Source organism: Paracoccus binzhouensis, assembly GCF_016446475.1.
In the GTDB taxonomy this organism is placed as follows: Bacteria; Pseudomonadota; Alphaproteobacteria; order Rhodobacterales; family Rhodobacteraceae; genus Paracoccus; species Paracoccus binzhouensis.
In genome coordinates this window covers 25,478-46,407 of the sequence record NZ_JAEHFP010000007.1, presented here as the reverse complement: position 1 = coordinate 46,407, position 20,930 = coordinate 25,478, and the positions used below count along the sequence as shown (strand labels likewise).

The following is a 20,930-nucleotide window of genomic DNA, read 5'->3' as shown; positions in this document are numbered from 1 at the left end:
GCGAGGCCGCTGCCGGCCCCGCGCGACGGTTCAGGCGATCAGCGCTCGACCTCGCGCGCCCAACGCTGGGTCCAGTCGTCGCGATTCTGGTTGATCGTGTCCCAGTCCACCGTCACCAGCGACTGGATCTTGTCGCCATAGGGCAGGCTTTCGGCCAGTTCCGGCGGCAGCACCGACTTGGTGTTGACCGGGCCGGCACCCATGGCATCGGCGAATTTCACCTGCACCTCGGGGTCCAGAAGATAGTCGATAAAGGCCTGCGCCGCGTCGGGGACGTCGCTGTCCACCACCGGGCAGGCGGCCAGCAGCAGGGCCACGGCCCCGTCCTCGGGATAGGCGAAGCCGGCCGGGAAGCCGGTATCCGCCAGCGACTTGGTGCGGCCCGAGCCCCAGACCGACAGCGCGATCTCCTCGGACTGGAACAGTTCCGACATCTTGCCGGCCGAGGGTTCGAAGACCAGCACGTTCGGCGCCACCTCCTCGGTCATGGCGGCGAAGCCGGGTTCGATATCCTTCTCGCCGCCGCCCGCGCCACGCGCCAGCATCACCAAGGCGTGCAACCCGTAGGTGTTGGAAATCGACGGAATCGACAGGATCTGGTCATATTTCGGATCCTTGAGATCCTGCCAGCTTTTCGGCGGCTCCCAGCCCTCGCGTTTGAACCAGTCCTTGTTATAGGCGAAGCCGGTCGCGACGAAGCCAAGGCCGATGGCGTTCTTGCCGATGCGGGCCAGTTCGTAGACATCCTTCTTGATCGGCGTATCGGCCAGCGGCGCGCAGAATCCCAGCGCGTCGGTCTGGTACATCGGGCCATCGTCCAGCAGCACCACGTCCAGCTCCTGGGCGCCCTTCTGGGCCTGCAGCCGCGCCAGGTTCTCGGTCGAGTTGCCGGGCACGAAGGCGATCTTCACGTCATGGGTCTTTTCGAATTCGGGGATCAGCAGCTCTTTCATCAGCGTCTCGAAAGAGCCGCCATAGCCGCCAACGGTCAGCGTCTTCTGCTGGGCCAGCGCCGGGCCGGCAAGTGGCAGGGCCCAAAGCAGGGTGGAGGCAAGGGCATAACTGGAGCGTTTCATCTGGCAATCCCTGTTGGTGTTTTTCTTGGCTCAAGGATTGGCGCTTTTCAGAAGCCTGACAATTGAGTTTAGTTCGGAGAGTCATTCCGTTTCATTATGGAGTCTGCATGGCACGCCCCAATATCCGGCAGATCGAGGCCTTCAATGCGGTGATGAAGGGCGGCTCGGTCACCAAGGCGGCCGAGATGCTGTTCGTCAGCCAGCCGGCGGTCAGCAAGCTGATCCAGCAGTTCGAATCGTCCTGCGGCTTCAACCTGTTCAACCGCGGACAGGGCCGCCTGGTGCCGACGCCCGAGGCGCGGCGCCTGTTCTCCGAGACCGAGAAGTTCATGACCGGCGTCGAGCGGATCGAGAACGCGGCCCGCGCCATCCGCAACACCGAGCGCGGCGAGATCTCGGTGGCGGCCTTTCCGGCCCTGGGGATGCGGGTTCTGCCGCAGCTTCTGGCGCCGTTCCTGGCCCGCCGGCCCGAAGTGCGGATGACGATCCTGACGCAGAACTCGCCCGATATTTCCCAATCCATGCTGGCCCGGGCGGCGGATTTCGGTATCTCGCTGGTGCCCTCGCAGGCGCCAGGGATCCATTGCCGGCCCTTCGTCCAGATGAAGATGGTCTGCGCCTTGCCGGCAAACCACCGGTTGGCGGGGCTGACCAGCATCGACCTGGCCCAGCTGGAGGGCGAGGCGATAATCGCGCTGGGGCGCGACGACCAGTCCCATCGCGTGATCGTGGAGGCGCTGAGCCATGCAGGGGTCCAGGTCGAAACCCGCGCCGAGGTGCAGATGGCCGATACGGCCTGCGTGCTGGTCAGTCAGGGCTTCGGATTTGCCATCGTGCCCGCCATGGCGCGAATGAGCTGGGATAGCGGTGGCATCGCCTTCGTGCCGATCCAGCCGGCGCCGCGCATGATGATGTGGCTTTACACCTCGTCATGGGAGCCGACATCGCAACTGGCCCAGGCGCTGATCGACCGTGTACGGCAGGGCCTGCTGCAGGTGGACGACCTGTTTCTGGCGCCGCCCTGATCAGCCTGTTCCCATGGGATGGACGTTGACGCCCAAGGCTGCGCCTCCGCGAACCGGTCACGCGTTTGCCGAATGACGGCCATTGCCGACGATGTTCCGTAGCGATCAGATAGGGCCCTTGGGCATCGATGACGAAGGCGACGTAGACGAACTCCTTCCAGGTCGCGACGTAGGTGAAATCGCTGACCCAGAGCATGTGGGCGCCGGCACGCGAAACTCGCGGTTCACCTTGTCCAGCGGGCATGGGGCCTTCTTGTCTGGGAACGTCGTCCTGTGCGGCTTGTCGCGGATGATGCCTTGGATGCCCATGTCTTTCATCAGCCTTGCCACCGTGCAACTCGCGATCTCGAAGCCTTCCCGGACGAGCTGCCGCCAGACCTTGTGGACGCCATAGACCCCCGCCAGTTCTCTTCGAACACACGTCGGATCTCGGGCCGCAGGGCGGCATCACGACGGGCACGGTCCGACAACCGCGCCGGATCAGCCCGCTTCGCCAGGTGATCGTAGTAGGTGGAAGGGGCGATCGGCAGCGCCGTGCGGATCGGCTCGACCCCGTGCGCATCACGATGCGCCTCAATGAAATCCACCATCACTTCGACCGGCGGTCGAGCTCCGCCATTGCAAAATACGCCGAGGCTTTGCGAAGAATCTCGTTCGTCGGGAAAACGATCCCCCGGATCGTTTTCTGATCCTCCTCACCCTGGCGCAGCTCCCGGTTCTCCCGCTCGAGCGCCTTCATCTTCTCAGCCATGTCGCTGGGGATGCCTGCGTGCCTGCCACTGTCGACCTCGGCCTTCTTGACCCAGTCGTTCAGCGTGTTCGCGGAGCAACCGATCTTCGCGGCGATAGACGTGATCGCCTGCCACCGAGAACCGTGCGGGCCTGCGCCGTCGAGAACCATCCGCACGGCGCGCTCGCGAACTTCAGGGGAAAACTTGTTCGTGGTCTTGCTCATGATGCTCCATCCTAATCAGGAGTTGATGGAGTGGATGCCCCTCCCGCCCGTGCCGAGGCGTGGCACAGTGGCAGTAGCAGGATGAGCTGCGGTGAAGAGGAGGAAGGACATGAACAACGCCACCATCATCGGCATCGATCTGGCGAAGCGCGTCTTCCACGCGCACGGAGCACACATCGACGGCAGCGTCGCGTTCAGGAAGCGGTTGACCCGAGCTCAAATGCTTCCGTTCCTGTCGGCGCAGCCGCGTTGCGTGGTCGTTATGGAGGCATGCGCCAGCGCTCATGAATGGGGCCGCGCGATCCAGCAGCTCGGCCACGATGTGCGGCTCATCCCACCCAGCTACGTCAAGCCATATGTGAAGCGGCAGAAGAACGATACGGCGGACGCGGAGGCCATTGCCGAAGCAGGGTCTCGGCCGACAATGCGCTTCGTCGCCGTGAAGACCGAGGAACAGCAGGCGCGCTCCATGGTCTTCCGGACGCGCGATCTGCTCGTGCGCCAAAGGACGCAACTAATCAATGCCCTGCGCGGCCACCTCGCAGAACACGGTCTCGTTGTGCCGCAAGGACCGGCTCACCTGAAGTCTCTGGCCAAAGCACTGGACGCGACCGATGTCGCAATTCCGCAGCTGGTTCGCGATATCGGCCGGATCTACCTCGAGCAGATCGAACAGCTGAACGCCAAAATTGCAGACCTCGAGAAAACGCTTCGTCGCGAAGCCCAATTCGGCGAAGAAATACGCCGCTTGCAGACGATGCCGGGCATCGGCCCGATCACAGCCATGGCGGTGGAGGTATTCGCACCACCTATGCAGACCTTCAAGCGTGGTCGCGACTTTGCCGCCTGGCTTGGACTCGTGCCGGTTCAGCACTCAACCGGCGGCAAGCAGCGGCTCGGGCGCACCTCGAAGATGGGTCAACGCGACATCCGAAGGCTCCTAATAATCGGAGCCATGGCGGTGATACGATGGGCGTCCCGCCGCGGCGCACGGCCTGGCTCGTGGCTCAGCCGCATGATGGACCGCAAGCCGCTGATGTTGGTCGCCGTAGCCTTGGCAAACAAGATGGCGCGCGCGATCTGGGCCATGCAGACCAAGAGAGAAGACTATCGGGATCCCGGTCTCGCAGCCGCTTGAGCAAGCGCTCGGTCGCCGCGGGATCAGGAGAGGTGGGCATGTGAGGAGGTCGTGAACGTCAAGGGCAAATGATCGGACTGATCGGGACCAGGAAAAGCACCGAGGCTCCAAGAGCGAAAAGCTCGCTGAGTTGATTTGCGCCTGTTCCGCGTATCTCCATGACGGCCGGCGGCAACCACATCGCCGTATCGACAGGCCTGACACATGACCGCACCGATCACATGCCCGGCGGCACGAATTTGCCCTTGCATGAACCGGGGCATCCACACATGGAGCCTCCGGCAAATCCGGGGCGGTTCACACCCTTTGTTGCAGAGCGGCCATAAGCGGTTCAGTCCAGGCGCCGCGGCAATGGCAATCGGGAAGTTCGGGCGCACCGGCCACGAACACATATCCAGCGGGTTGGTCCAGGGCTGCATCGACAGTATCGCTGGCGGTTCAATATTTTCGACTGCGATGCCGGGAGGCCCGCTGCCGAAACCGGCTGCAGCCAGTCCAGCCCGACAAGTCGTAGGAGGTTCTCGATGAACCCTGTCGTTTGTCGGATCTCCATGCCAAATAGCACCTGCATCAAGAGAGGCGTATTGGCGAGGGGTGACGGCGGTCGTCGTCCCGGCCGGCAATCCCGCCCTGACCGAGACCGATGTGCTGGCCCCGCTGGAGGGGCGGTTGGCGAAGTTCAAGCAACCCAAGCGCGGGCTGTTCGTGGACGAGTTGCCGCGCAACACCATGGGCAAGGTGCAAAAGGACCTGCTGCGCGACCGATTCGCCGGGCTTTGCGATTGGGGTCCGGTCGCGCAGGCGGGCAAAAGGGGCAGGGCGGCGATGGCCGCCCCGCCTGTCGCGGGTCAGGCCCGCGCGACGCCGCCGTAGACCAGCCGGCCCTTGTGGAAGGTGGCGGTGCGGGCCGAGCGGCGGGCCACCGCCTCGGCCGAGCAATTGGCCTCGGCCAGCGCGAATTCCGCCGCATCGCCGGGCTTCGGCCATGCGCGTTCTCCTGCGTCGGTCAGCGGCAGCAGGTCGCCGGTGGCGATGGCCATGGCGCGGGTCAGGCCGAACTCGTCGCGCCCGCCGTAGAGCTGGGCGCAGAGATTGGCCTTTTCCAGCATGTCGCCGGTGCCGAAGGGCGACCAGTGGTCGATCACGCTGTCGGTGCCGGTCATCAGCGTCACGCCCTTTTCGCGCAGGCGCGGCAGCGGCATGGTCAGCGCCCCGATCGGCACGGTCGAGATCACCGTCACCCCCTGCGCGGCCATGCGCTCGGCCAGCGCGTCCAGCTCGGCCTCGGGCAGCGTTCCCAGCGCGAAGGCGTGGCTCAGGTTCAGCCGGCCCTTGAGTTGCGGGGTGCGCTCGACCGTCTCGACCATGTGGTGGATCGCCGCCACGCCGGCGGGGCCGGTTTCGTGAAGATGGATGTCCACCGCCTTGTCGTGGTCCAGCGCGATCTGGAACATGGCGTCCAGCGACTGCTCCATCGCGCCGTCCACGTTGGTCGGATCCAGCCCGCCGACGAACTGCACGCCCATGGCCATCGCCTCGCGCATCAGCCCGTCCACCTTGGAATGCAGCAGGCCGTGCTGCGGAAAGGCGACGATCTCGCAATCGAACCTGTCGCGGTGGTTTTCCAGCGCCAGCTGCAGATGTTCAAGGCTTTTCAGCCCGCTGACCGGGTCGATGTTGCAATGGCTGCGCGCCATGGTGGTGCCTTGCGACAGCAGCAGCTCGATCAGCGCCTCGGCCCGCCGCTGCGAGGTCGGCAACAGCTTCGGCAGCAGGATTTCCTCGCGCGCGATCATGTCCATGATCGTCTTGCCCTGCCGGGGCAGCGGCGCCTGCCACGGCCCGCCATAGAAGGTCTTGTCCAGGTGGATATGCATGTCGCGAAAGGCGGGCAGTGCCAGCTTGCCCCCGGCCGAATAGCGCGGGACGTCCGGCGTCAGCGCGGCGCCTTCCTCCAGGATCGCCTGGATGCTGCCGTCGCGGATTTCCAGCGTATGCAGCGCGGTGCGGGTGGCGGTGATGTATTCGCTCTCGCGCTCGAAGCCGCTTTCAAGCCGGACCTCGGTCAGGTAGTAATGCGTCTCGGCGATCTCGCCGGTCAGTGCCAGTTCCTCCGCGGCCCCGGCGGCGGCTCCTGCGGCGCTGGCGGCTCCCATGCCCATCACGGCCGATGCGGTCATCAGCCCCCCGGTGCCGCACAGGAAGGCGCGGCGGCTGTGGCGGTGCTCGGTGTGCAAATGCGTTTCCTCCCGAATGTCGTCTGTCCTGCGTTCTGGATAAGCGCGGCCGGGATCATCTGGAAATTAAATGTCCAGATGATAAACATCGTGAAATCGAATGGAGTCCGGGATGCTCGATCCGCGCCTGCTGCGCGCCTTTGTCGCCATCGTCGAGAGCGGCAGCTTCACCCGCGCCGCGGAACGGCTGCACATGACGCAATCCACCATCAGCCAGCAACTGGCCCGGCTGGAGGATGCCGCGGGCCATGCCCTGATCGACCGTGCCGCGCGCCCGGTGCTGCCGACCCCGCAGGGCGAGCGGCTTCTGGGCTATGCCCGGCGCATCCTGGCCCTGCAGCAAGAGGCGGCGGCGGTGCTTGGCGATCCCAGCGGCACAAGTTCGATCCGGCTGGGCCTGCCCGAGGACATCTTCAACCCCGACATGTGCGGGATCTTTCGCGATTTCACCCGGCAGTTCCCGCAGATCCGGCTGGACGTGACCGTCGGCCTCAGCCGCGAGCTGATGCGCCGCTATCGCGCGGCCGAGCTGGACATCGTCGTGGTCAAGGAGCCCGCCCCCGACAGCGATTGCCGGGCGCATTTTACCGAGGCGATGGCCTGGTTCGAAAGCGCCCTCCTGCCGCGCGACTGGCAGGACCCGGTGCCGCTGGTGGTATTCCCGCCCGGCGGGCTTTACCGCGACGCCATGTTCGCGCGGATCGAGCGCGAGCGGCGGCGCTGGTATGTCGCCTTTTCCGGCAGCAGCCTGCCCAGCGTCATCCTGGGTGTCGAGGGCGGGCTGGGCATCACGCTTCTGCCGGTCGCGGCGGTCTCGGGCGCGCGGCTGCGGCGCTGCGACAGCTTCGGCGGTGAGCCGGCCATGGTGGTGTCGATCTATTCCTGGGAAAGCGCCGGTTCCATCGGTCGGCTGACCGGCGAGATGACCGGCCTGCTGTCCGAGCGGCATCGCCGCAGCCTGGCGGCAGCCGGCAGGTGATCGCCGGTCAGCCGGCGTCTCCTGCATCCGCCAGCCCCGCCTGTCGCGCCACCGCCGAAATATTGCCGCCGCATTCCCCGAGCAGCCAGCGTAGCACGGCACGTTTCGCGGCATCGGGTGCCGGCAGCGCGGCGTTTCGTATCTGAGAGGGGCGGACGATCTCGTCCGGCAGGTCGTCGGTGACCAATGGCGTCCGCAATGCCTTGCCGAGCATCGGCCGTATGACCTCCTCGATCGGGGCGGCGGTGAACAGCGCTGCATTGTTGATCAGGATGTCGAGATGGCCGAAAGCGCCGATCACCTCGGCGAAGCCCGCGTCGATGCTCTCCTGTTTCGTGACATCCATCTGCACCGCAATAGGTCGTATTGACAAAAGGGATTCCACTGGTCGGCGACCCATGGTTCAAGCTCATCTCTACGTAGGAGGTGAGCTTGGCGCGCAACCTGATATCCGACGATGAGTGGGCCTTCTTCGAGGGCTTCATTCGCGCCGTCCGGCACCCGAACGGGCGCAAACCTGCGGATCATCGTCTTGTTCTAGATGGGATTTTCTGGATCGCACGAACCGCTGCGCCTTGGCGCGACCTGCCCCAGGAGTTCGGCAAGTGGTCGTCGGTCTACCGTCAGTTCCGCCGCTGGACCCTAGCGGGGCTGTGGGAGGATATCCTGGATGCGGCTCGAACCACGCGGGGGTTGCGCCCGACAAGCTGCAGATGGTCGACGGCACCGTGATCCGGGCGCATCATCATGCGGCGGGCGCAAAAGGGGGACTCCGAAAGAGGCTCCTGGCCGTTCGAGAGGTGGGTTCTCGACCAGGATCCATCTCCGCGTCAACGGTGCAGGCCTCCCGATGAGGACCGAAATCACGCCCGGCCAGGATTCCGACTGCACCGGCTATGATCTGATGATGGCAGATACCCTGCCGCAGCCCGCCGTTCTGGTCGCCGACAGGGGCTATGACTCTGATAAGGTTCGGGAAGATGTCGAGAGCCGCACCGCCCTGCCGATGATCCCGATGCGCAAGAACCGGAAGGTTCGCAAGGTCGTGGACATGACCATCTACACCTTGCGCAACATGGTCGAGCGTTGCTTCAACAAGCTGAAGAACACCCGGCGTCTGGCAACCCGCTACGATAAAACCGCAGGCAGCTTCCTCGGCTTCGTCGACCTCGCCTGTATCAGGCTATGGCTGCGCCAGTGGTCAACAGGACCTAGGGTCAGGATGCATTGATTTCTGTTGCGCTGCGTGATTCACGCCTCCGAAAACGGAGCGGTGACATGAGCGATCTCTTCTGGCTGACGGAGGCGCAGATGGCGCGGCTCCGGCCCTTCTTTCCCAAGTCGCACGGGAAGCCCCGGGTTGATGACAGACGGGTGCTGAGCGGGATTATTTTCATCAATCGCAATGGCTTGCGTTGGCGCGATGCGCCCGCCGCGTATGGCCCACATAAGACGCTCTACAGCCGGTGGAAGCGTTGGAGCGAAAAGGGCATCTTCGCGCGGATGATAGCCGGGCTGGCGGCGGAACACGGCGAGAAAACGACCGTGATGATCGACGCAACATACCTCAAGGCCCATCGAACGGCGACCAGCATGGCCGCCAAAAAGGGGGGCGTGGTCGCCTGATCGGTCGAACCAAAGGCGGTATGAACACCAAGCTGCACGCCATCTGCGACAGTCAGGGGCGACCGATCGACCTGTTCGTCACCGCTGGACAGGTCAGCGATTATATCGGCGCTCGGGCCCTGCTGAGTGGCCTGCCAAACGTCAAATGGCTACTCGGGGATCGTGGCTATGACGCTGACTGGTTCAGAGAAGCGTTGCAGGACAAGGGGATACGTGCCTGCATCCCAGGCCGGAAGAAACGCAAGACGCCGATCAAATACGATAAGCGGAGATACAAGCGGCGTAACCGCATCGAGATCATGTTCGGCAGGCTCAAGGACTGGAGGCGCGTCGCGACCCGCTATGACCGATGCCCCAAGGTCTTCCTCTCAGCCATCGCCCTCGCGGCTCTCGTCATCTATTGGTTATGAATCCTGACCCTAGCACGCTCGGGCCACGGCTTATGAACGATTCTCCCAGCGGGTGTGGGAGGGAGCTTTCACCTTCGCGCTGGGGCTTGGGCGGTCGGAAGGTCAAGCGGCCGCCTTCAGGCGCTTCTTCGCAAGCATCGCGCGGACGAACTTGTCCCATTTCGCCATCCCGGCCCGCTTCTCGGCCATGTAGTTCCAGCGGTCGTAGTGCTTGGAACTGACGTCCTGCAAGGCGTGGTTTTGTAACCGGTCGCGGATTTCCTTCGGGACGCCCGCTTTGCCAGCCAGCGTCTTGAAGGTGCGCCGCAGATCCCGGTTCGTCGCATAGGGGATGACGCCGCGGTGCCGCTGACGCCAGACAAAGCTGTAGAGCGTACCGTGGCTGACAGGTTTCGATGGATCTTTGGCCGAGGGGAAGAACCAGCCATACTCGTTGGGCTTGATCGATTCAATCAGTTCGGCAGCGATCAAGGGCACTGGAACGGCGTGGGGCTGATCGTTCTTGGTCTTGGACCAGTCGATGATCCGCTCCTTGGCATCCCATTGATCAACATGCATGCGCGCGATCTCCTCGACGCGCTGGCCGGTCAGCATGATGAGCTGCACTGCGCGCGGATAGGAGGGATGGACCGGCGTGTCAGGGCATTCGAGCCAGCGATAAAGCCGGACGAACTCGTCCTCGTCGAGCCAGCGGGTGCCTTTTACCTTGGGCTCGGTCGGAATGCCCGCTGCCGGATTGAAGGGAATGCGGAACCGGCGAGGGGATTGCTGCCGATAATCGTTGTCGGACTTCATGCCCCAGCTAAAGGCGGCATGGAGATAGGAGCGCACATGGTCGGCCATCGACTTGGCGCCGCGCTCGTAGATCGGCCGGATTAGCTCGATGATTTCCTCGGCCTCGATCTCGCGGGCGAGACGGTTGCGCCCGAGCGTGTCGGCGACCTTGTTCAGACCCTTTTCGGTTTCCTTCCAGGACGGCTTCCCGGCTTCCTTGAGCGCGGCGACGTAGCCCTCGAACAGATCGGCGACAGTGCCAGGGCGGGCATCGGTGGCGACCTTGATGCTCCGGCCCTTCTGGATCACATCGGCAAAATCGCGCTTGAAGATCTCGCGCGCCTGCGCGAGCGACATGGAGGGATAGGAGCCGATCTTCTTCTTGGTGCGCTTGCCGTCTCGCCACTGCTGGGCCATCCAGTCGGCAGTAACGCGCTTGGGCATGGGCTTGAGGACGAGAATGAGGCGGCCGGTGCCGCGCCCTTCGCCATCGGCGAGGTTCTCTTGTTTCTGGCTTATCTCGACCCGTTTCAGAGCGTGTCGGATCGAGGTGTCGGTCAGGGCGGGCATGGCGTTTCCTCCTGTTCCGCAACTGGGATCGGTCAGGGAGAAACGGGGATCGTTAGCTGGGATCGGGAAGCCGTTTTCTACCCCTTTTACAGCCCCCAATTTGCCATAACCGCCCCCACTACGCAACGCTCAAAATCGCCGAAATTGCTAGTGTTTCAACGTGATTAAGCGGGATTATTCGTGATCAAAATCAGTGAGTGGGGTGGTTGTGCACCAGGATCAGCGCGCTGGCATTCAGCTCCAGCGCCCGGCGCATGATCTCGCGCGGATAGACCGGGACGTGATCGACGGTGCCGCGGGCCTGTTCCTCATCCGCGATCAGCACGTTTTTGCGGTCCAGATACAGCACGCGGAACTCTTCGATCTCGCGATGCGCCATGGCGGTGTGGCAATAGTCCAGCAGCGCGTCCCAGCTGGTCAGCACCGGGCGGTGCATGACGCGCGAGCGCGCCAGCCGCTGCGCCGCCGCCTCGACGATCTTCAGCTCCTGCACCACCGCCTGGCCGACGCCCGAAACCTCGGCCAGCCGCGCGGGCGGGGCCGAGAGCACGCGGTTGAAATCGCCGAACCGGTCGAGCAGCCGCCGCGCCAGCGGCTTCACGTCCTGGCGCGGGATGGCGCGGAACAGCACCAGTTCCAGCAATTCGTAATCCGGCATCGCCCCGGCCCCGCCCTGCATGAAGCGGTCGCGCAGCCGGGCGCGGTGATCGGCGATATAGCTGGGCGGGCGGCTGCCGGAGACCAGAGCCGCCGCAGGCAAGGCGGCCTCGTCTCCGGCAGGCCGGGCCGAGGAGAACAGGGGTAGCGGGGCTTCCCGAAAGGCGCGATTCTTGTCCATGGCCGGCAGCCTGCCACGGCAAGGGTAAAGGCCGGGTTAACGCGCGCGATCCCGCGCGCCCCGGCCGTTCTTTCCGTTTTCCAAATACCCGAATCCCCAGGCGGCCGGCAGCGCCGACCTGGCCGGTTCAGCCTTTCATCTCGTCCCAGAACCCCTTGATCTTCTGGAAAAAGCCCTGGGTCTGCGGATTGTTGTCGGCCTGGATCGCCTCGAATTCGCGCAGCAGCTCCTTTTGCCGCGCGGTCAGGTTCACCGGCGTCTCGACCACCAGCTCGATCAGCATGTCGCCCGATTCGCCGTTCATCCCCGGGCCGTGGCGCAGCGGCGGCATGCCCTTGCCGCGCAGGCGCAGCTGCTTGCCGCTCTGCGTGCCGGCCGGCACCTTGACGCGCGAGCGGCCGCCGTCGATATTGGGCACCTCGATCTCGCCGCCAAGCGCGGCGGTGGCCATGCTGACCGGCACCTGGCAGGCCAGCATCCGGCCGTCGCGGATGAAGATCGGGTGCTCCTTGACCTCGATGAAGATATAGAGATCGCCGGCCGGGCCGCCGCGCATCCCGGCCTCGCCCTCGCCGGCCAGGCGGATGCGGGTGCCGGTCTCGACGCCGGCGGGGATGTTCACCGACAGGGTGCGTTCCTTCTGCACCCGGCCGGCGCCGCGGCATTCCTGGCAGGGATTCTTGACGATCTGGCCATGGCCGTTGCAGGTCGGGCAGGTGCGCTCGACGGTGAAGAAGCCCTGGGTGGCCCGGACCTTGCCCATGCCCGAGCAGGTGGGGCAGGTGGCGGGCTCGACCGCGCCCTCGGCGCCGGTGCCGTTGCAGGCGGCGCAGGCGACCGAGCCGGGCACGCTGATGGTCTTCTGCGCGCCGTTATAGGCTTCCTCCAGCGAGACGCGCAGGTTGTAGCGCAGATCCTGGCCACGGCTGGAGCGCGAGCGTCCGCCCGCGCCGGGCCGGCGGCCCATCATGTCGCCGAACAGGTCCTCGAACACGTCGGCGAAGGCCGAGCCGAAATCGCCATGGCCGTTGCCCCGGTGGAAGCCGCCGCCGCCATTCTCGAAGGCAGCATGGCCGAAGCGGTCATAGGCGGCCTTCTTCTGGTCGTCCTTCAGGCAGTCATAGGCCTCGTTCACTTCCTTGAACGCCGCCTCCGAGACCTTGCAATCCTTGTTGCGGTCGGGGTGCAACTGCTTCGCCTTGGCGCGGTAGGCCTTCTTGATCTCGTCGGCCGAGGCGCCCCGCTGAACGCCCAGCACCTCGTAATAATCACGTTTCGCCATGTCGATCGCGTCCGGGGTCTTTCAAGACAGGACCGGCCCGTGCGGGTCTGCAGCGGGCCGGCCGGTTGGGTCACATCGCGCTTACTTGCGCTTGTCTTCGCCGAGATCCTCGAAATCGGCATCGACGATCTCGTCATCCACGTCGCGCGGGCCGGGTTCGCCATCGGCATCGCCCGCGCCGGCCTCGGCCTGGCTGGCCTTGTAGATGGCCTCGCCCAGCTTCATCGAGGCGTCCATCAGGTTCTGGATGCCGCCCTTGATCTTGCCGGCGTCCTCGGACTTGACGGCCTCTTCCAGCGCGCCGACGGCCAGCTCGATCGCCTCGACGGTCGAGCCGTCCACCTTGTCGCCATGCTCTTCCAGCGACTTTTTCGTGGTGTGGATCAGGCTTTCGGCCTGGTTCTTGGCCTCGACCAGCTCCTTGCGCTTCTTGTCGGCCTCGGCATTGGCCTCGGCGTCCTTGACCATCTTCTCGATCTCGTCGTCCGACAGCCCGCCCGAGGCCTGGATGGTGATCTTCTGCTCTTTCCCGGTGCCCTTGTCCTTGGCGGAAACCGAGACGATGCCGTTGGCGTCGATGTCGAAGGTCACCTCGATCTGCGGCATGCCGCGCGGCGCCGGCGGGATGTTCTCCAGGTTGAACTGGCCCAGAAGCTTGTTGTCCGCGGCCATCTCGCGCTCACCCTGGAAGACCCGGATGGTCACGGCGTTCTGGTTGTCCTCGGCGGTCGAGAAGATCTGCGACTTCTTGGTCGGGATGGTGGTGTTGCGGTCGATCAGCCGGGTGAACACGCCGCCCAGCGTCTCGATGCCCAAGGACAGCGGGGTCACGTCCAGCAGCACCACGTCCTTGACGTCGCCCTGCAGCACGCCGGCCTGGATGGCGGCGCCAAGCGCCACGACCTCGTCCGGGTTCACGCCCTTGTGCGGTTCCTTGCCGAAGAAGCTGGTCACTTCCTCGACCACCTTCGGCATCCGGGTCATGCCGCCGACCAGCACGATCTCGTCGATGTCGCCCTTGGACATGCCGGCATCCTTCAGCGCGTCCTGGACGGGCTTCATGGTGCGCTTGATCAGGTCGCCGACCAGGCTTTCCAGCTTGGCGCGGGTCAGCTTCATCACCATGTGCAGCGGCGTGCCCGAGTCCTTGTCCATCGAGATGAACGGCTGGTTGATCTCGGTCTGGCTCGAGCTCGACAGCTCGATCTTGGCCTTCTCGGCGGCCTCCTTCAGCCGCTGCAGCGCCATCTTGTCCTTGGTCAGGTCGACGCCATGCTCTTTCTTGAACTCGTCGGCCAGGTAGTTGACGATGCGCATGTCGAAGTCTTCACCGCCCAGGAACGTGTCCCCGTTGGTGGATTTCACCTCGAACAGGCCGTCGTCGATTTCCAGGATGGTGATGTCGAAGGTGCCGCCGCCGAGGTCATAGACCGCGATGGTCTTGCTGTCCTTCTTGTCGAGCCCATAGGCCAGCGCGGCCGCGGTCGGCTCGTTGATAATGCGCAGCACTTCCAGCCCGGCGATCTTGCCGGCGTCCTTGGTGGCCTGGCGCTGGGCGTCGTTGAAATAGGCGGGCACCGTGATGACGGCCTGCGTCACCGGCTCGCCCAGATAGGATTCGGCGGTCTCCTTCATCTTCTGCAGGATGAAGGCGGAAATCTGGCTGGGGGAATATTTCTCGCCCCGCACCTCGACCCAGGCGTCGCCATTGCCGCCGTCGACGATGGCATAGGGGACCAGCTTCTTGTCCTTTTCCACCTCGGGGTCGGTAGTGCGGCGGCCGATCAGGCGCTTGACGGCGAAGATGGTGTTCGAGGGGTTGGTCACCGCCTGGCGCTTGGCGGGCTGGCCCACCAGCCGCTCGCTGTCGGTGAAGCCGACGATCGAAGGCGTGGTGCGGGCGCCTTCCGAGTTCTCGATGACCTTGGGCTGGCTGCCGTCCATGATGGCGACGCAGCTGTTGGTGGTTCCGAGGTCGATGCCGATGACTTTGGACATGCAATAACCTTTCTTGCGGCGATATTCTGGGCCTCGGGTCCGAAAGCGGCCCCCGAAAGCCCGATCCCTGGATTGACCGGAGGGAACCGTGTCCGGGCCCCTCCGCGCTTCATGGGCCTATATAGGAAGGGGTCTGGCGGGCTGCAAGCTGAGCCGAGGGCAGAAAGCAGGCCCCTGTCGCGGGTGGCGCCGCGGTCGGCGTCGCGGGCGGCCGGGCCGGGGTTTTTCCGGCGACGGCGGGGCGGAAACCGGCCTCACCGTCCGGCCGACCAGCTGATCGACACCGCCTTGCGGGTGACGAATTCCGCCATCAGCCCGATCATCAGCAGCGTCAGCGCGGCATAGACGGGATAGTCCAGCGACGAGTTGCGCGGCGAATAGTTGATGAAGGCGAAGCCGCGCGTCTGGTCGATCACATGGAACAGCGGGTTCCAGGAGAACAGGTGCAGCATGGCACCGGGCATCAGGTTCGCCACGAACATCTTGCCGGAAAATACCATGTTGACGCGCTGGTAGAACTGGGTCAGCACCTGCGCCCCCTGCGGCCACCAGGGCCGCAGCGACAGGAAGATCAGCCCGATGCAACAGCCCGAGAACCAGGCCATCAACAGCATGGCATAGCAGGCCAGCGGCTTGTCGATATGCACCGGCTCGACCAGGTAGTTATAGGCCGACAGCACCACCAGCGCCGAGAAGGTCTGCTTGTAGAGCGAGGCCAGCGCCGCGGCCGAGATCAGCACCGCCGTGTTCATCGGCCCGTGCTTCATCATCTGGTTGCTGGGGCTGCCGGCGCCCGACACCGCGCCGATGGCCTGGGAATGGGCCATGAACATGAAGATCCCCGACATGATATAGACGATGTAATTGCCCCGGATCGGCGCGGTTCGCACGCCCATGATGGCGAAGATCAGGTAGAAGCCCGCGATCATGGCGATGGATTGCACCACCGTCATGATCAGCCCGACCACGGCGTTGCGCTGGCCCTTGCGCAGGTTGTTGACCGTGACGTGGTAGATCAGCGACAGCGTGGTGAACGCGGCCTCGACCATGTTGCGGTTGCGGCGCTGGGTGAACATGCTCGGCGGGGTCTTTCCGTTGCGACATGCGGGGCGCTTGCCCTGCGCGGTTCCCCGCATCATAAGGAACGGGACCGCCGGGTTCAATCGGCGCCGCAATCCCGTGGGTTCGGGACGGAAAGGAAAAACCATGCAATTCGATCAATTGATCGCCGAGATGCGCCGCCTGGCCCTGCAGGCCGGAGACGAGATCATGCGCATCTATGGTGCCGAGGATTTCGAGGTGCGGGCGAAATCCGACGCCTCGCCGGTGACCGAGGCCGACGAGGCCGCCGATGCGCTGATCTCGGGGGGGCTGCGCGCCGCCTTTCCCGACATCCCGCTGGTGACCGAGGAACAGGCCGCGACGCATGGCCAGAACCTGTCCACCTTCCTGATCGTCGATCCGCTGGACGGTACCAAGGAGTTCGTGCAGCGCCGCGGCGATTTCACCGTCAACATCGCCTATGTCGAGGACGGCGTGCCGCGCCTTGGCGTCGTCTATGCCCCGGCCAAGGGCCGGCTGTTCTATACCAATGCCGAGGGCGGATCGGTCGAGGAGAAGGGCCCCTTCGGCGAAAAGCCGGGCGAGGTCACGCCCATCGGCGTGAACTCCATGCCCGACAACCGGGCGCTGATGGTCGTCGCCTCGAAATCGCACCGCGACGCGGCGACCGACGACTATATCGCCCGCTACGGGGTGCGCGACATGACCTCGGCCGGCAGCTCGCTGAAGTTCTGCCTGGTGGCGACGGGCGAGGCCGATCTTTACCCGCGCCTCGGCCGGACCATGGAATGGGACACCGCCGCTGGCGATGCGGTGTTGCGCGGCGCCGGCGGCGAAGTGGTGCGCTTCGACGACCACACGCCGCTGAAATACGGCAAGCCCGGCTTCGAGAACCCGTTCTTCATTGCCTTCGCCCCCGGCGTGCTGCTGGTCAAGGACTGATCCCATGTCGGTCGTCATCGTCATTCCCGCCCGCCACGCCTCGACGCGCTATCCCGGCAAGCCGCTGGTCGAGCTGCGCGGCGCCACCGGCGAGGGCCAGAGCCTGATCCGCCGCAGCTGGGAGGCGGCGCGCGCCGTCCGGGGCATCGACCGGGTGATCGTCGCCACCGATGACGAGCGCATCCGCGCCCATGCCGAGGGCTTCGGAGCCGAGGTCGCCATGACCTCGGCCGCGGCCCGCAATGGCACCGAACGCTGCGCCGAGGCGGTGGCGAAGCTGGGCCTGACGCATGAGATCGTGGTGAACCTGCAGGGCGACGCGCCGCTGACCCCCGCCTGGTTCGTCGAGGAGCTGGTCGCGGGCCTGCGCGCCGATCCGGGCGCCGATGTGGCGACGCCGGTGCTGCGCTGCTCGGGCGCCATGCGGTCCGAACTGATCGCCGACCGGGTGGCGGGGCGCGTCGGCGGCACCACGGCGGTCTTCGGCCATGACCGCCGGGCGCTGTATTTCTCGAAGGAAGTGATCCCCTATGCCGGCGCCGATTTCGCGCCGAACGAGCCGACGCCGGTCTTTCACCATGTCGGCGTCTATGCCTATCGCCCCGAGGCGCTGGCCGAGTATCCCGGCTGGGACGAGGGGCGGCTGGAGGCCCTGGAGGGCCTGGAACAGCTGCGCTTCCTGGAACGCGGCCGCCGCATCCTCTGCGTCGAGGTCGAGGCGAGGGGCCGCGAGTTCTGGGAACTGAACAACCCTTCGGACGTGCCCAAGCTGGAGGCGATGATGCGCCGGATGGGTATTGCCTGAGTCGCAGGAGCGGGGCTTTTCCGGTTGCCCGCGGCCGTCACGTTTCCGCGCGGATGCTGCCCTGTCGCGGGCGCGGGAAGAAAATTGCCTAGACCTGAAGGGGGAATAGGCAGAAAATCGCTGCAAACCGTCAAAAACTGAATCGCTTTAGTTATTTATGGAACGACCGCGCCGGCCATGCGCTTGTTGCGGAAGCGTCTGCAAAAGGGGATAACCACCCTGCGTAGGCGCAGAAATCAGGAGACATGATTCATGAATCGCAAAGTCACCAAGGCCATCTTTCCCGTGGCTGGCCTCGGCACCCGCTTTCTTCCCGCCACGAAAAGCATTCCCAAGGAAATCATGACCTTGGTGGATCGGCCGCTGATCCAATACGCCATCGACGAGGCGCGTGCGGCGGGAATCGAGGAATTCATCTTCGTCACGTCGCGCGGCAAGGGGGCGCTCGAGGATTATTTCGACCATGCCCATGAGCTCGAATCGAGCCTGAAGAAATCCGGCAAGAACGAGCTTCTGGACGTGCTGCGTGGCACCAACATGGATTCGGGTGCCATCGCCTATGTGCGCCAGCACAAGGCCCTGGGGCTGGGCCATGCGGTCTGGTGCGCCCGCCGGCTGCTGGGCAACGAGCCCGTCGCGGTGATCCTGACCGACGACGTGATCATGGGCGAGCCGCCCTGCCTGCAGCAGATGGTCGAGGCCTACAAGGAAACCGGCGGCACCATGGTCGCGACCATGGAAGTGCCGACCGAAAAGACCAAGGCCTACGGCGTGCTCGACGTGGCCGAGGACATGGGCGCCATCGTCCGGGCCAAGGGCATGGTGGAAAAGCCCAAGGAAAACCCGCCCTCGAACCTTGCCGTGATCGGCCGCTACATCCTGGCGCCGACGGTGATGGACAATCTCAACAAGCTCAAGCAGGGCGCGGGCGGCGAGATCCAGCTGACCGATGCCATCGCCGACGAGATCGAGGAAGGCCGCGACGTCTATGGCCTGCGCTTCCGCGGCCAGCGTTTCGACTGCGGCTCCAAGGCCGGCTTCCTGCAGGCGACCGTGGCCTTCGGCCTGGCGCGCGACGATCTCAAGGACGAGTTCGCGGATTACCTCTCCGACGTCATGGCGATGCGGAAGGCTGCGGAATAAGGCATGGGCGACACGGTTCTGGTGACGGGCGGCGCGGGCTATATCGGCTCGCACGCCAGCAAGGCGTTGCGCGACGCGGGTTTCGTTCCCGTCACCTATGACAATCTCTGCACCGGCTGGCAGGAGGCGGTGAAGTTCGGTCCCTTCGAGCAGGGCGACCTGATGGACCGCGCCCGGCTGGATCAGGTCCTGACCGCCCACAAGCCCGTCGCCGTGATGCATTTCGCCGCGCTGAGCCAGGTGGGCGAGGCGATGCGCGAGCCGGGGAAATACTGGCGCGGCAATGTCTGCGCCTCGCTGAACCTGATCGAGGCGACGCTGGCGGCGGGGGTGCGGAACTTCGTCTTTTCCTCGACCTGCGCCACCTATGGCGACCATGACGGCGTGGTTCTGGACGAGGCGACCCCGCAGGCGCCGCTGAACGCCTATGGCGCCTCCAAGCGCGCGATCGAGGACATGTTGAAGGATTTCGGTGCCTCTGACGGGCTGCGCTCGGTGATCTTCCGCTATTTCAACGTCGCCGGTGCAGACCCGGATGCCGAGGTGGGCGAGTTCCACCAGCCCGAGACGCATCTGATCCCGCTGATCCTGGATGCCATCGACGGCAAGCGCCCGGCGCTGACCATTCACGGCACGGATTATCCGACGCCCGACGGCACCTGCATCCGCGACTATGTGCATGTGATGGACCTGGTCGATGCGCATGTGCTGGGGCTGCAATACCTGCTGGGCGGCAAGGTGGCCGAAGGCGGGCAGGAGGTGTTCTGCCTGGGCACCGGCAACGGCTTTTCGGTGCGCGAGGTGATCGATCATTCCCGGCATGTCACCAACCGCCCGGTGCCGCTGACCGAGGGGCCGCGGCGCGGCGGCGATGCGGTCAAGCTGGTCTCGGGCAGCGAAAAGGCGGTCTCGGTGCTGGGCTGGAACCCGGCGCGCTCGACCCTGCCGCAGATGATCGGCGACGCCTGGCGCTGGCACCAGAACGGCGGCTACGCCCGGTGAACCGACCCGGCCGGCCCGTTCTGCTGCGGCGGGCGTGGTCGGCCTGGCGGTTGCGCTGGAAACGTCGCAAGCTGATCTGGCGCGCGATCCGGGCGGGTCGCGCGCTGGCCCCGCTGGCGGACCGGACGGCGGCGATCCGACCCGGCGACATCCTGCTGTTCGCCACGCTGCGCAACGAGATGCAGCGCCTGCCCGAATTCCTGGCGCATTACCGCAAGCTGGGCGTCCGGCATTTCCTGGTGGTGGACAATGCCAGCACCGATGGCAGCGCCGAGTTCCTGCGCGCCCAGCCCGATGTCTCGCTGTGGAGCACGCCCGCCAGCTATCGCGAGGCGCGCTTCGGCCTGGACTGGATGGGGGCGCTGCTGCTGCGCCACGGCCATGGCCATTGGTGCGTCTGCGTCGATGCGGACGAGCTTCTGGTCTATCCGCATTGCGACAGCCACGACCTGCGCGCCCTGACCGAGCATCTGGACGCGCGGGGCATCCCCGGCATGGGGGCGCTGATGCTGGACCTTTATCCGCAGGGGCCGCTCGACCGGCCTTCGGCGGGGGGCAGCGTCACCGAGGAACTGCCCTTCTTCGATGCGGGCCCCTATCGCTGCCAGGTCATGCAGCCGCGCCGCAACCGCTGGGTGCAGGGCGGTGTGCGCGAGCGGGTGTTCTTCGCCGACCGGCCGCAGCGCGCGCCGACGCTGAACAAGCTGCCGCTGATCCGCTGGAACTGGCGCTATGCCTATGTGAACTCGACCCATTCCATGCTGCCGCCGCGCCTGAACAACCTTTACGACGGGCCGGGCGATCCGCGGCCGTCGGGGGTGCTGCTGCACAGCAAGTTCCTGCCCGGCATCGGCGAGCGCTCGGCCGAGGAGCTGGAGCGCCGCCAGCATTTCGCCGACCCGGACGCCTATGCCGGCTATCACCGGGCGCTGACCGAGGCGCCGGTGCTGTGGCATCCGGGCTCGTTGCGCTATCGCGGCTGGCGGCAACTGGCCGAACTGGGGCTGATGGGCGGGGCCGGCTGGACCGATTGACCGTCCGCGCCCGGCACGAGGATGAAACCGCTTG

At 65.3% G+C, this 20,930-nt stretch carries 17 protein-coding genes, 4 pseudogenes and 1 other annotated feature; of the genes and pseudogenes, 11 read left to right on the top strand and 10 right to left on the bottom strand.

Features of this window, described 5'->3' with window-relative positions; translation table 11 throughout:
* Positions 1–38: 38 nt before the first annotated feature.
* Positions 39–1,076 (bottom strand): ABC transporter substrate-binding protein, encoded by a 1,038-nt coding sequence (locus tag I9P22_RS03835; protein WP_199258061.1) that lies wholly within the window; start codon positions 1,074–1,076, stop codon positions 39–41.
* Between the two features lie 107 nt (positions 1,077–1,183).
* Here I9P22_RS03835 and I9P22_RS03830 point away from each other — a divergent pair, with 107 nt between their 5' ends.
* Positions 1,184–2,101 (top strand): LysR substrate-binding domain-containing protein, encoded by a 918-nt coding sequence (locus I9P22_RS03830; RefSeq protein WP_051416378.1) that lies wholly within the window; start codon positions 1,184–1,186, stop codon positions 2,099–2,101.
* A gap of 120 nt (positions 2,102–2,221) precedes the next feature.
* Here the strand turns inward: I9P22_RS03830 and I9P22_RS03825 are convergent.
* Positions 2,222–3,056, bottom strand: a pseudogene (locus I9P22_RS03825) (IS3 family transposase); the annotation flags it as partial.
* Positions 2,617–2,733, bottom strand: a sequence feature (AL1L pseudoknot). (Overlaps the previous pseudogene by 117 nt.)
* A 109-nt stretch (positions 3,057–3,165) precedes the next feature.
* Between I9P22_RS03825 and I9P22_RS03820 the strand changes: the two are divergent.
* Positions 3,166–4,194 carry an IS110 family RNA-guided transposase gene (locus tag I9P22_RS03820; protein WP_011747348.1) on the top strand — a complete coding sequence of 343 codons (1,029 nt, stop codon included), beginning with the start codon at positions 3,166–3,168 and terminating at the stop codon, positions 4,192–4,194.
* 481 nt (positions 4,195–4,675) lie between these two features.
* On the opposite strand, the pseudogene I9P22_RS03815 reads toward I9P22_RS03820, so the two are convergent.
* Positions 4,676–4,777: pseudogene (locus tag I9P22_RS03815) on the bottom strand (IS5/IS1182 family transposase); the annotation flags it as partial.
* An 11-nt stretch (positions 4,778–4,788) separates the two neighbouring features.
* Here I9P22_RS03815 and I9P22_RS03810 point away from each other — a divergent pair.
* The gene (locus I9P22_RS03810; protein WP_233253200.1) at positions 4,789–5,067 is read left to right on the top strand and encodes a hypothetical protein; all 279 of its coding nucleotides are present in this window, start codon (positions 4,789–4,791) and stop codon (positions 5,065–5,067) included.
* Here the strand turns inward: I9P22_RS03810 and I9P22_RS03805 are convergent.
* Complete coding sequence (locus I9P22_RS03805; RefSeq protein ID WP_199258060.1) at positions 5,043–6,431, bottom strand: amidohydrolase family protein; 1,389 nt, start codon at positions 6,429–6,431, stop codon at positions 5,043–5,045. The two genes, I9P22_RS03810 and I9P22_RS03805, sit on opposite strands and share 25 nt — an antisense overlap.
* A gap of 112 nt (positions 6,432–6,543) precedes the next feature.
* On the opposite strand from I9P22_RS03805, the gene I9P22_RS03800 reads away from it, so the two are divergent.
* Positions 6,544–7,410 (top strand): LysR family transcriptional regulator, encoded by an 867-nt coding sequence (locus tag I9P22_RS03800; protein WP_199258059.1) that lies wholly within the window; start codon positions 6,544–6,546, stop codon positions 7,408–7,410.
* Positions 7,411–7,417: 7 nt separating this feature from the next.
* On the opposite strand, the gene I9P22_RS24930 is transcribed toward I9P22_RS03800, so the two are convergent.
* Positions 7,418–7,762, bottom strand: a complete 345-nt coding sequence (locus I9P22_RS24930) for an SDR family NAD(P)-dependent oxidoreductase (protein ID WP_332908997.1) — start codon at positions 7,760–7,762, stop codon at positions 7,418–7,420.
* 74 nt (positions 7,763–7,836) lie between these two features.
* Here I9P22_RS24930 and I9P22_RS03790 point away from each other — a divergent pair.
* Positions 7,837–8,641, top strand: a pseudogene (locus I9P22_RS03790) (IS5 family transposase).
* A gap of 47 nt (positions 8,642–8,688) precedes the next feature.
* Positions 8,689–9,446 (top strand): IS5-like element ISPso2 family transposase gene (locus I9P22_RS03785; RefSeq protein ID WP_199258058.1). Its coding sequence is split into 2 segments (ribosomal slippage): positions 8,689–9,013 and positions 9,013–9,446, totalling 759 coding nucleotides; the frame shifts between segments, so codons are not numbered across the junction.
* Positions 9,447–9,548: 102 nt separating this feature from the next.
* Here I9P22_RS03785 and I9P22_RS03780 read toward each other — a convergent pair.
* The 5 genes and pseudogenes from I9P22_RS03780 to I9P22_RS03760 all read right to left on the bottom strand — a co-directional run bounded on the left by I9P22_RS03780 (position 9,549) and on the right by I9P22_RS03760 (position 15,984).
* Complete coding sequence (locus I9P22_RS03780) at positions 9,549–10,790, bottom strand: tyrosine-type recombinase/integrase (RefSeq protein WP_199258057.1); 1,242 nt, start codon at positions 10,788–10,790, stop codon at positions 9,549–9,551.
* A 196-nt stretch (positions 10,791–10,986) separates the two neighbouring features.
* Positions 10,987–11,628, bottom strand: a pseudogene (locus tag I9P22_RS03775) (JAB domain-containing protein); the annotation flags it as partial.
* 127 nt (positions 11,629–11,755) lie between these two features.
* Positions 11,756–12,910 carry a molecular chaperone DnaJ gene (dnaJ, locus tag I9P22_RS03770; protein ID WP_199258055.1) on the bottom strand — a complete coding sequence of 385 codons (1,155 nt, stop codon included), beginning with the start codon at positions 12,908–12,910 and terminating at the stop codon, positions 11,756–11,758.
* A gap of 81 nt (positions 12,911–12,991) precedes the next feature.
* Complete coding sequence (gene dnaK / locus I9P22_RS03765) at positions 12,992–14,908, bottom strand: molecular chaperone DnaK (protein WP_199258054.1); 1,917 nt, start codon at positions 14,906–14,908, stop codon at positions 12,992–12,994.
* Between the two features lie 254 nt (positions 14,909–15,162).
* Positions 15,163–15,984 (bottom strand): ABC transporter permease, encoded by an 822-nt coding sequence (locus I9P22_RS03760; protein WP_199258053.1) that lies wholly within the window; start codon positions 15,982–15,984, stop codon positions 15,163–15,165.
* 130 nt (positions 15,985–16,114) lie between these two features.
* On the opposite strand from I9P22_RS03760, the gene cysQ reads away from it, so the two are divergent.
* The 5 genes from cysQ (at position 16,115) to I9P22_RS03735 (ending at position 20,896) form a co-directional block, all read left to right on the top strand.
* On the top strand, positions 16,115–16,912 hold the full coding sequence (cysQ, locus tag I9P22_RS03755; protein WP_199258052.1) for a 3'(2'),5'-bisphosphate nucleotidase CysQ: 798 nt from the start codon (positions 16,115–16,117) through the stop codon (positions 16,910–16,912).
* Positions 16,913–16,916: 4 nt separating this feature from the next.
* On the top strand, positions 16,917–17,717 hold the full coding sequence (locus tag I9P22_RS03750) for a 3-deoxy-manno-octulosonate cytidylyltransferase (protein ID WP_199258051.1): 801 nt from the start codon (positions 16,917–16,919) through the stop codon (positions 17,715–17,717).
* Between the two features lie 252 nt (positions 17,718–17,969).
* Complete coding sequence (locus I9P22_RS03745; protein WP_019352815.1) at positions 17,970–18,860, top strand: UTP--glucose-1-phosphate uridylyltransferase; 891 nt, start codon at positions 17,970–17,972, stop codon at positions 18,858–18,860.
* A gap of 3 nt (positions 18,861–18,863) precedes the next feature.
* On the top strand, positions 18,864–19,862 hold the full coding sequence (gene galE / locus I9P22_RS03740; RefSeq protein ID WP_199258050.1) for a UDP-glucose 4-epimerase GalE: 999 nt from the start codon (positions 18,864–18,866) through the stop codon (positions 19,860–19,862).
* The gene (locus tag I9P22_RS03735) at positions 19,859–20,896 is read left to right on the top strand and encodes a glycosyltransferase family 2 protein (RefSeq protein ID WP_199258049.1); all 1,038 of its coding nucleotides are present in this window, start codon (positions 19,859–19,861) and stop codon (positions 20,894–20,896) included. Before galE ends, I9P22_RS03735 begins: the two co-directional genes overlap by 4 nt.
* The last annotated feature ends 34 nt before the right edge of the window (positions 20,897–20,930 follow it).

Coding starts and splice junctions, on each gene's coding strand:
- I9P22_RS03760 (WP_199258053.1), bottom strand. CDS start 15,984: ATGTTCACCCAGCGCCGCAACCGCAACATGGTCGAGGCCGCGTTCACC.
- I9P22_RS03800 (WP_199258059.1), top strand. CDS start 6,544: ATGCTCGATCCGCGCCTGCTGCGCGCCTTTGTCGCCATCGTCGAGAGC.
- I9P22_RS03820 (WP_011747348.1), top strand. CDS start 3,166: ATGAACAACGCCACCATCATCGGCATCGATCTGGCGAAGCGCGTCTTC.
- I9P22_RS03830 (WP_051416378.1), top strand. CDS start 1,184: ATGGCACGCCCCAATATCCGGCAGATCGAGGCCTTCAATGCGGTGATG.
- dnaK (WP_199258054.1), bottom strand. CDS start 14,908: ATGTCCAAAGTCATCGGCATCGACCTCGGAACCACCAACAGCTGCGTC.
- I9P22_RS03745 (WP_019352815.1), top strand. CDS start 17,970: ATGAATCGCAAAGTCACCAAGGCCATCTTTCCCGTGGCTGGCCTCGGC.
- dnaJ (WP_199258055.1), bottom strand. CDS start 12,910: ATGGCGAAACGTGATTATTACGAGGTGCTGGGCGTTCAGCGGGGCGCC.
- I9P22_RS03780 (WP_199258057.1), bottom strand. CDS start 10,790: ATGCCCGCCCTGACCGACACCTCGATCCGACACGCTCTGAAACGGGTC.
- cysQ (WP_199258052.1), top strand. CDS start 16,115: ATGCAATTCGATCAATTGATCGCCGAGATGCGCCGCCTGGCCCTGCAG.
- I9P22_RS03750 (WP_199258051.1), top strand. CDS start 16,917: ATGTCGGTCGTCATCGTCATTCCCGCCCGCCACGCCTCGACGCGCTAT.
- galE (WP_199258050.1), top strand. CDS start 18,864: ATGGGCGACACGGTTCTGGTGACGGGCGGCGCGGGCTATATCGGCTCG.
- I9P22_RS03835 (WP_199258061.1), bottom strand. CDS start 1,076: ATGAAACGCTCCAGTTATGCCCTTGCCTCCACCCTGCTTTGGGCCCTG.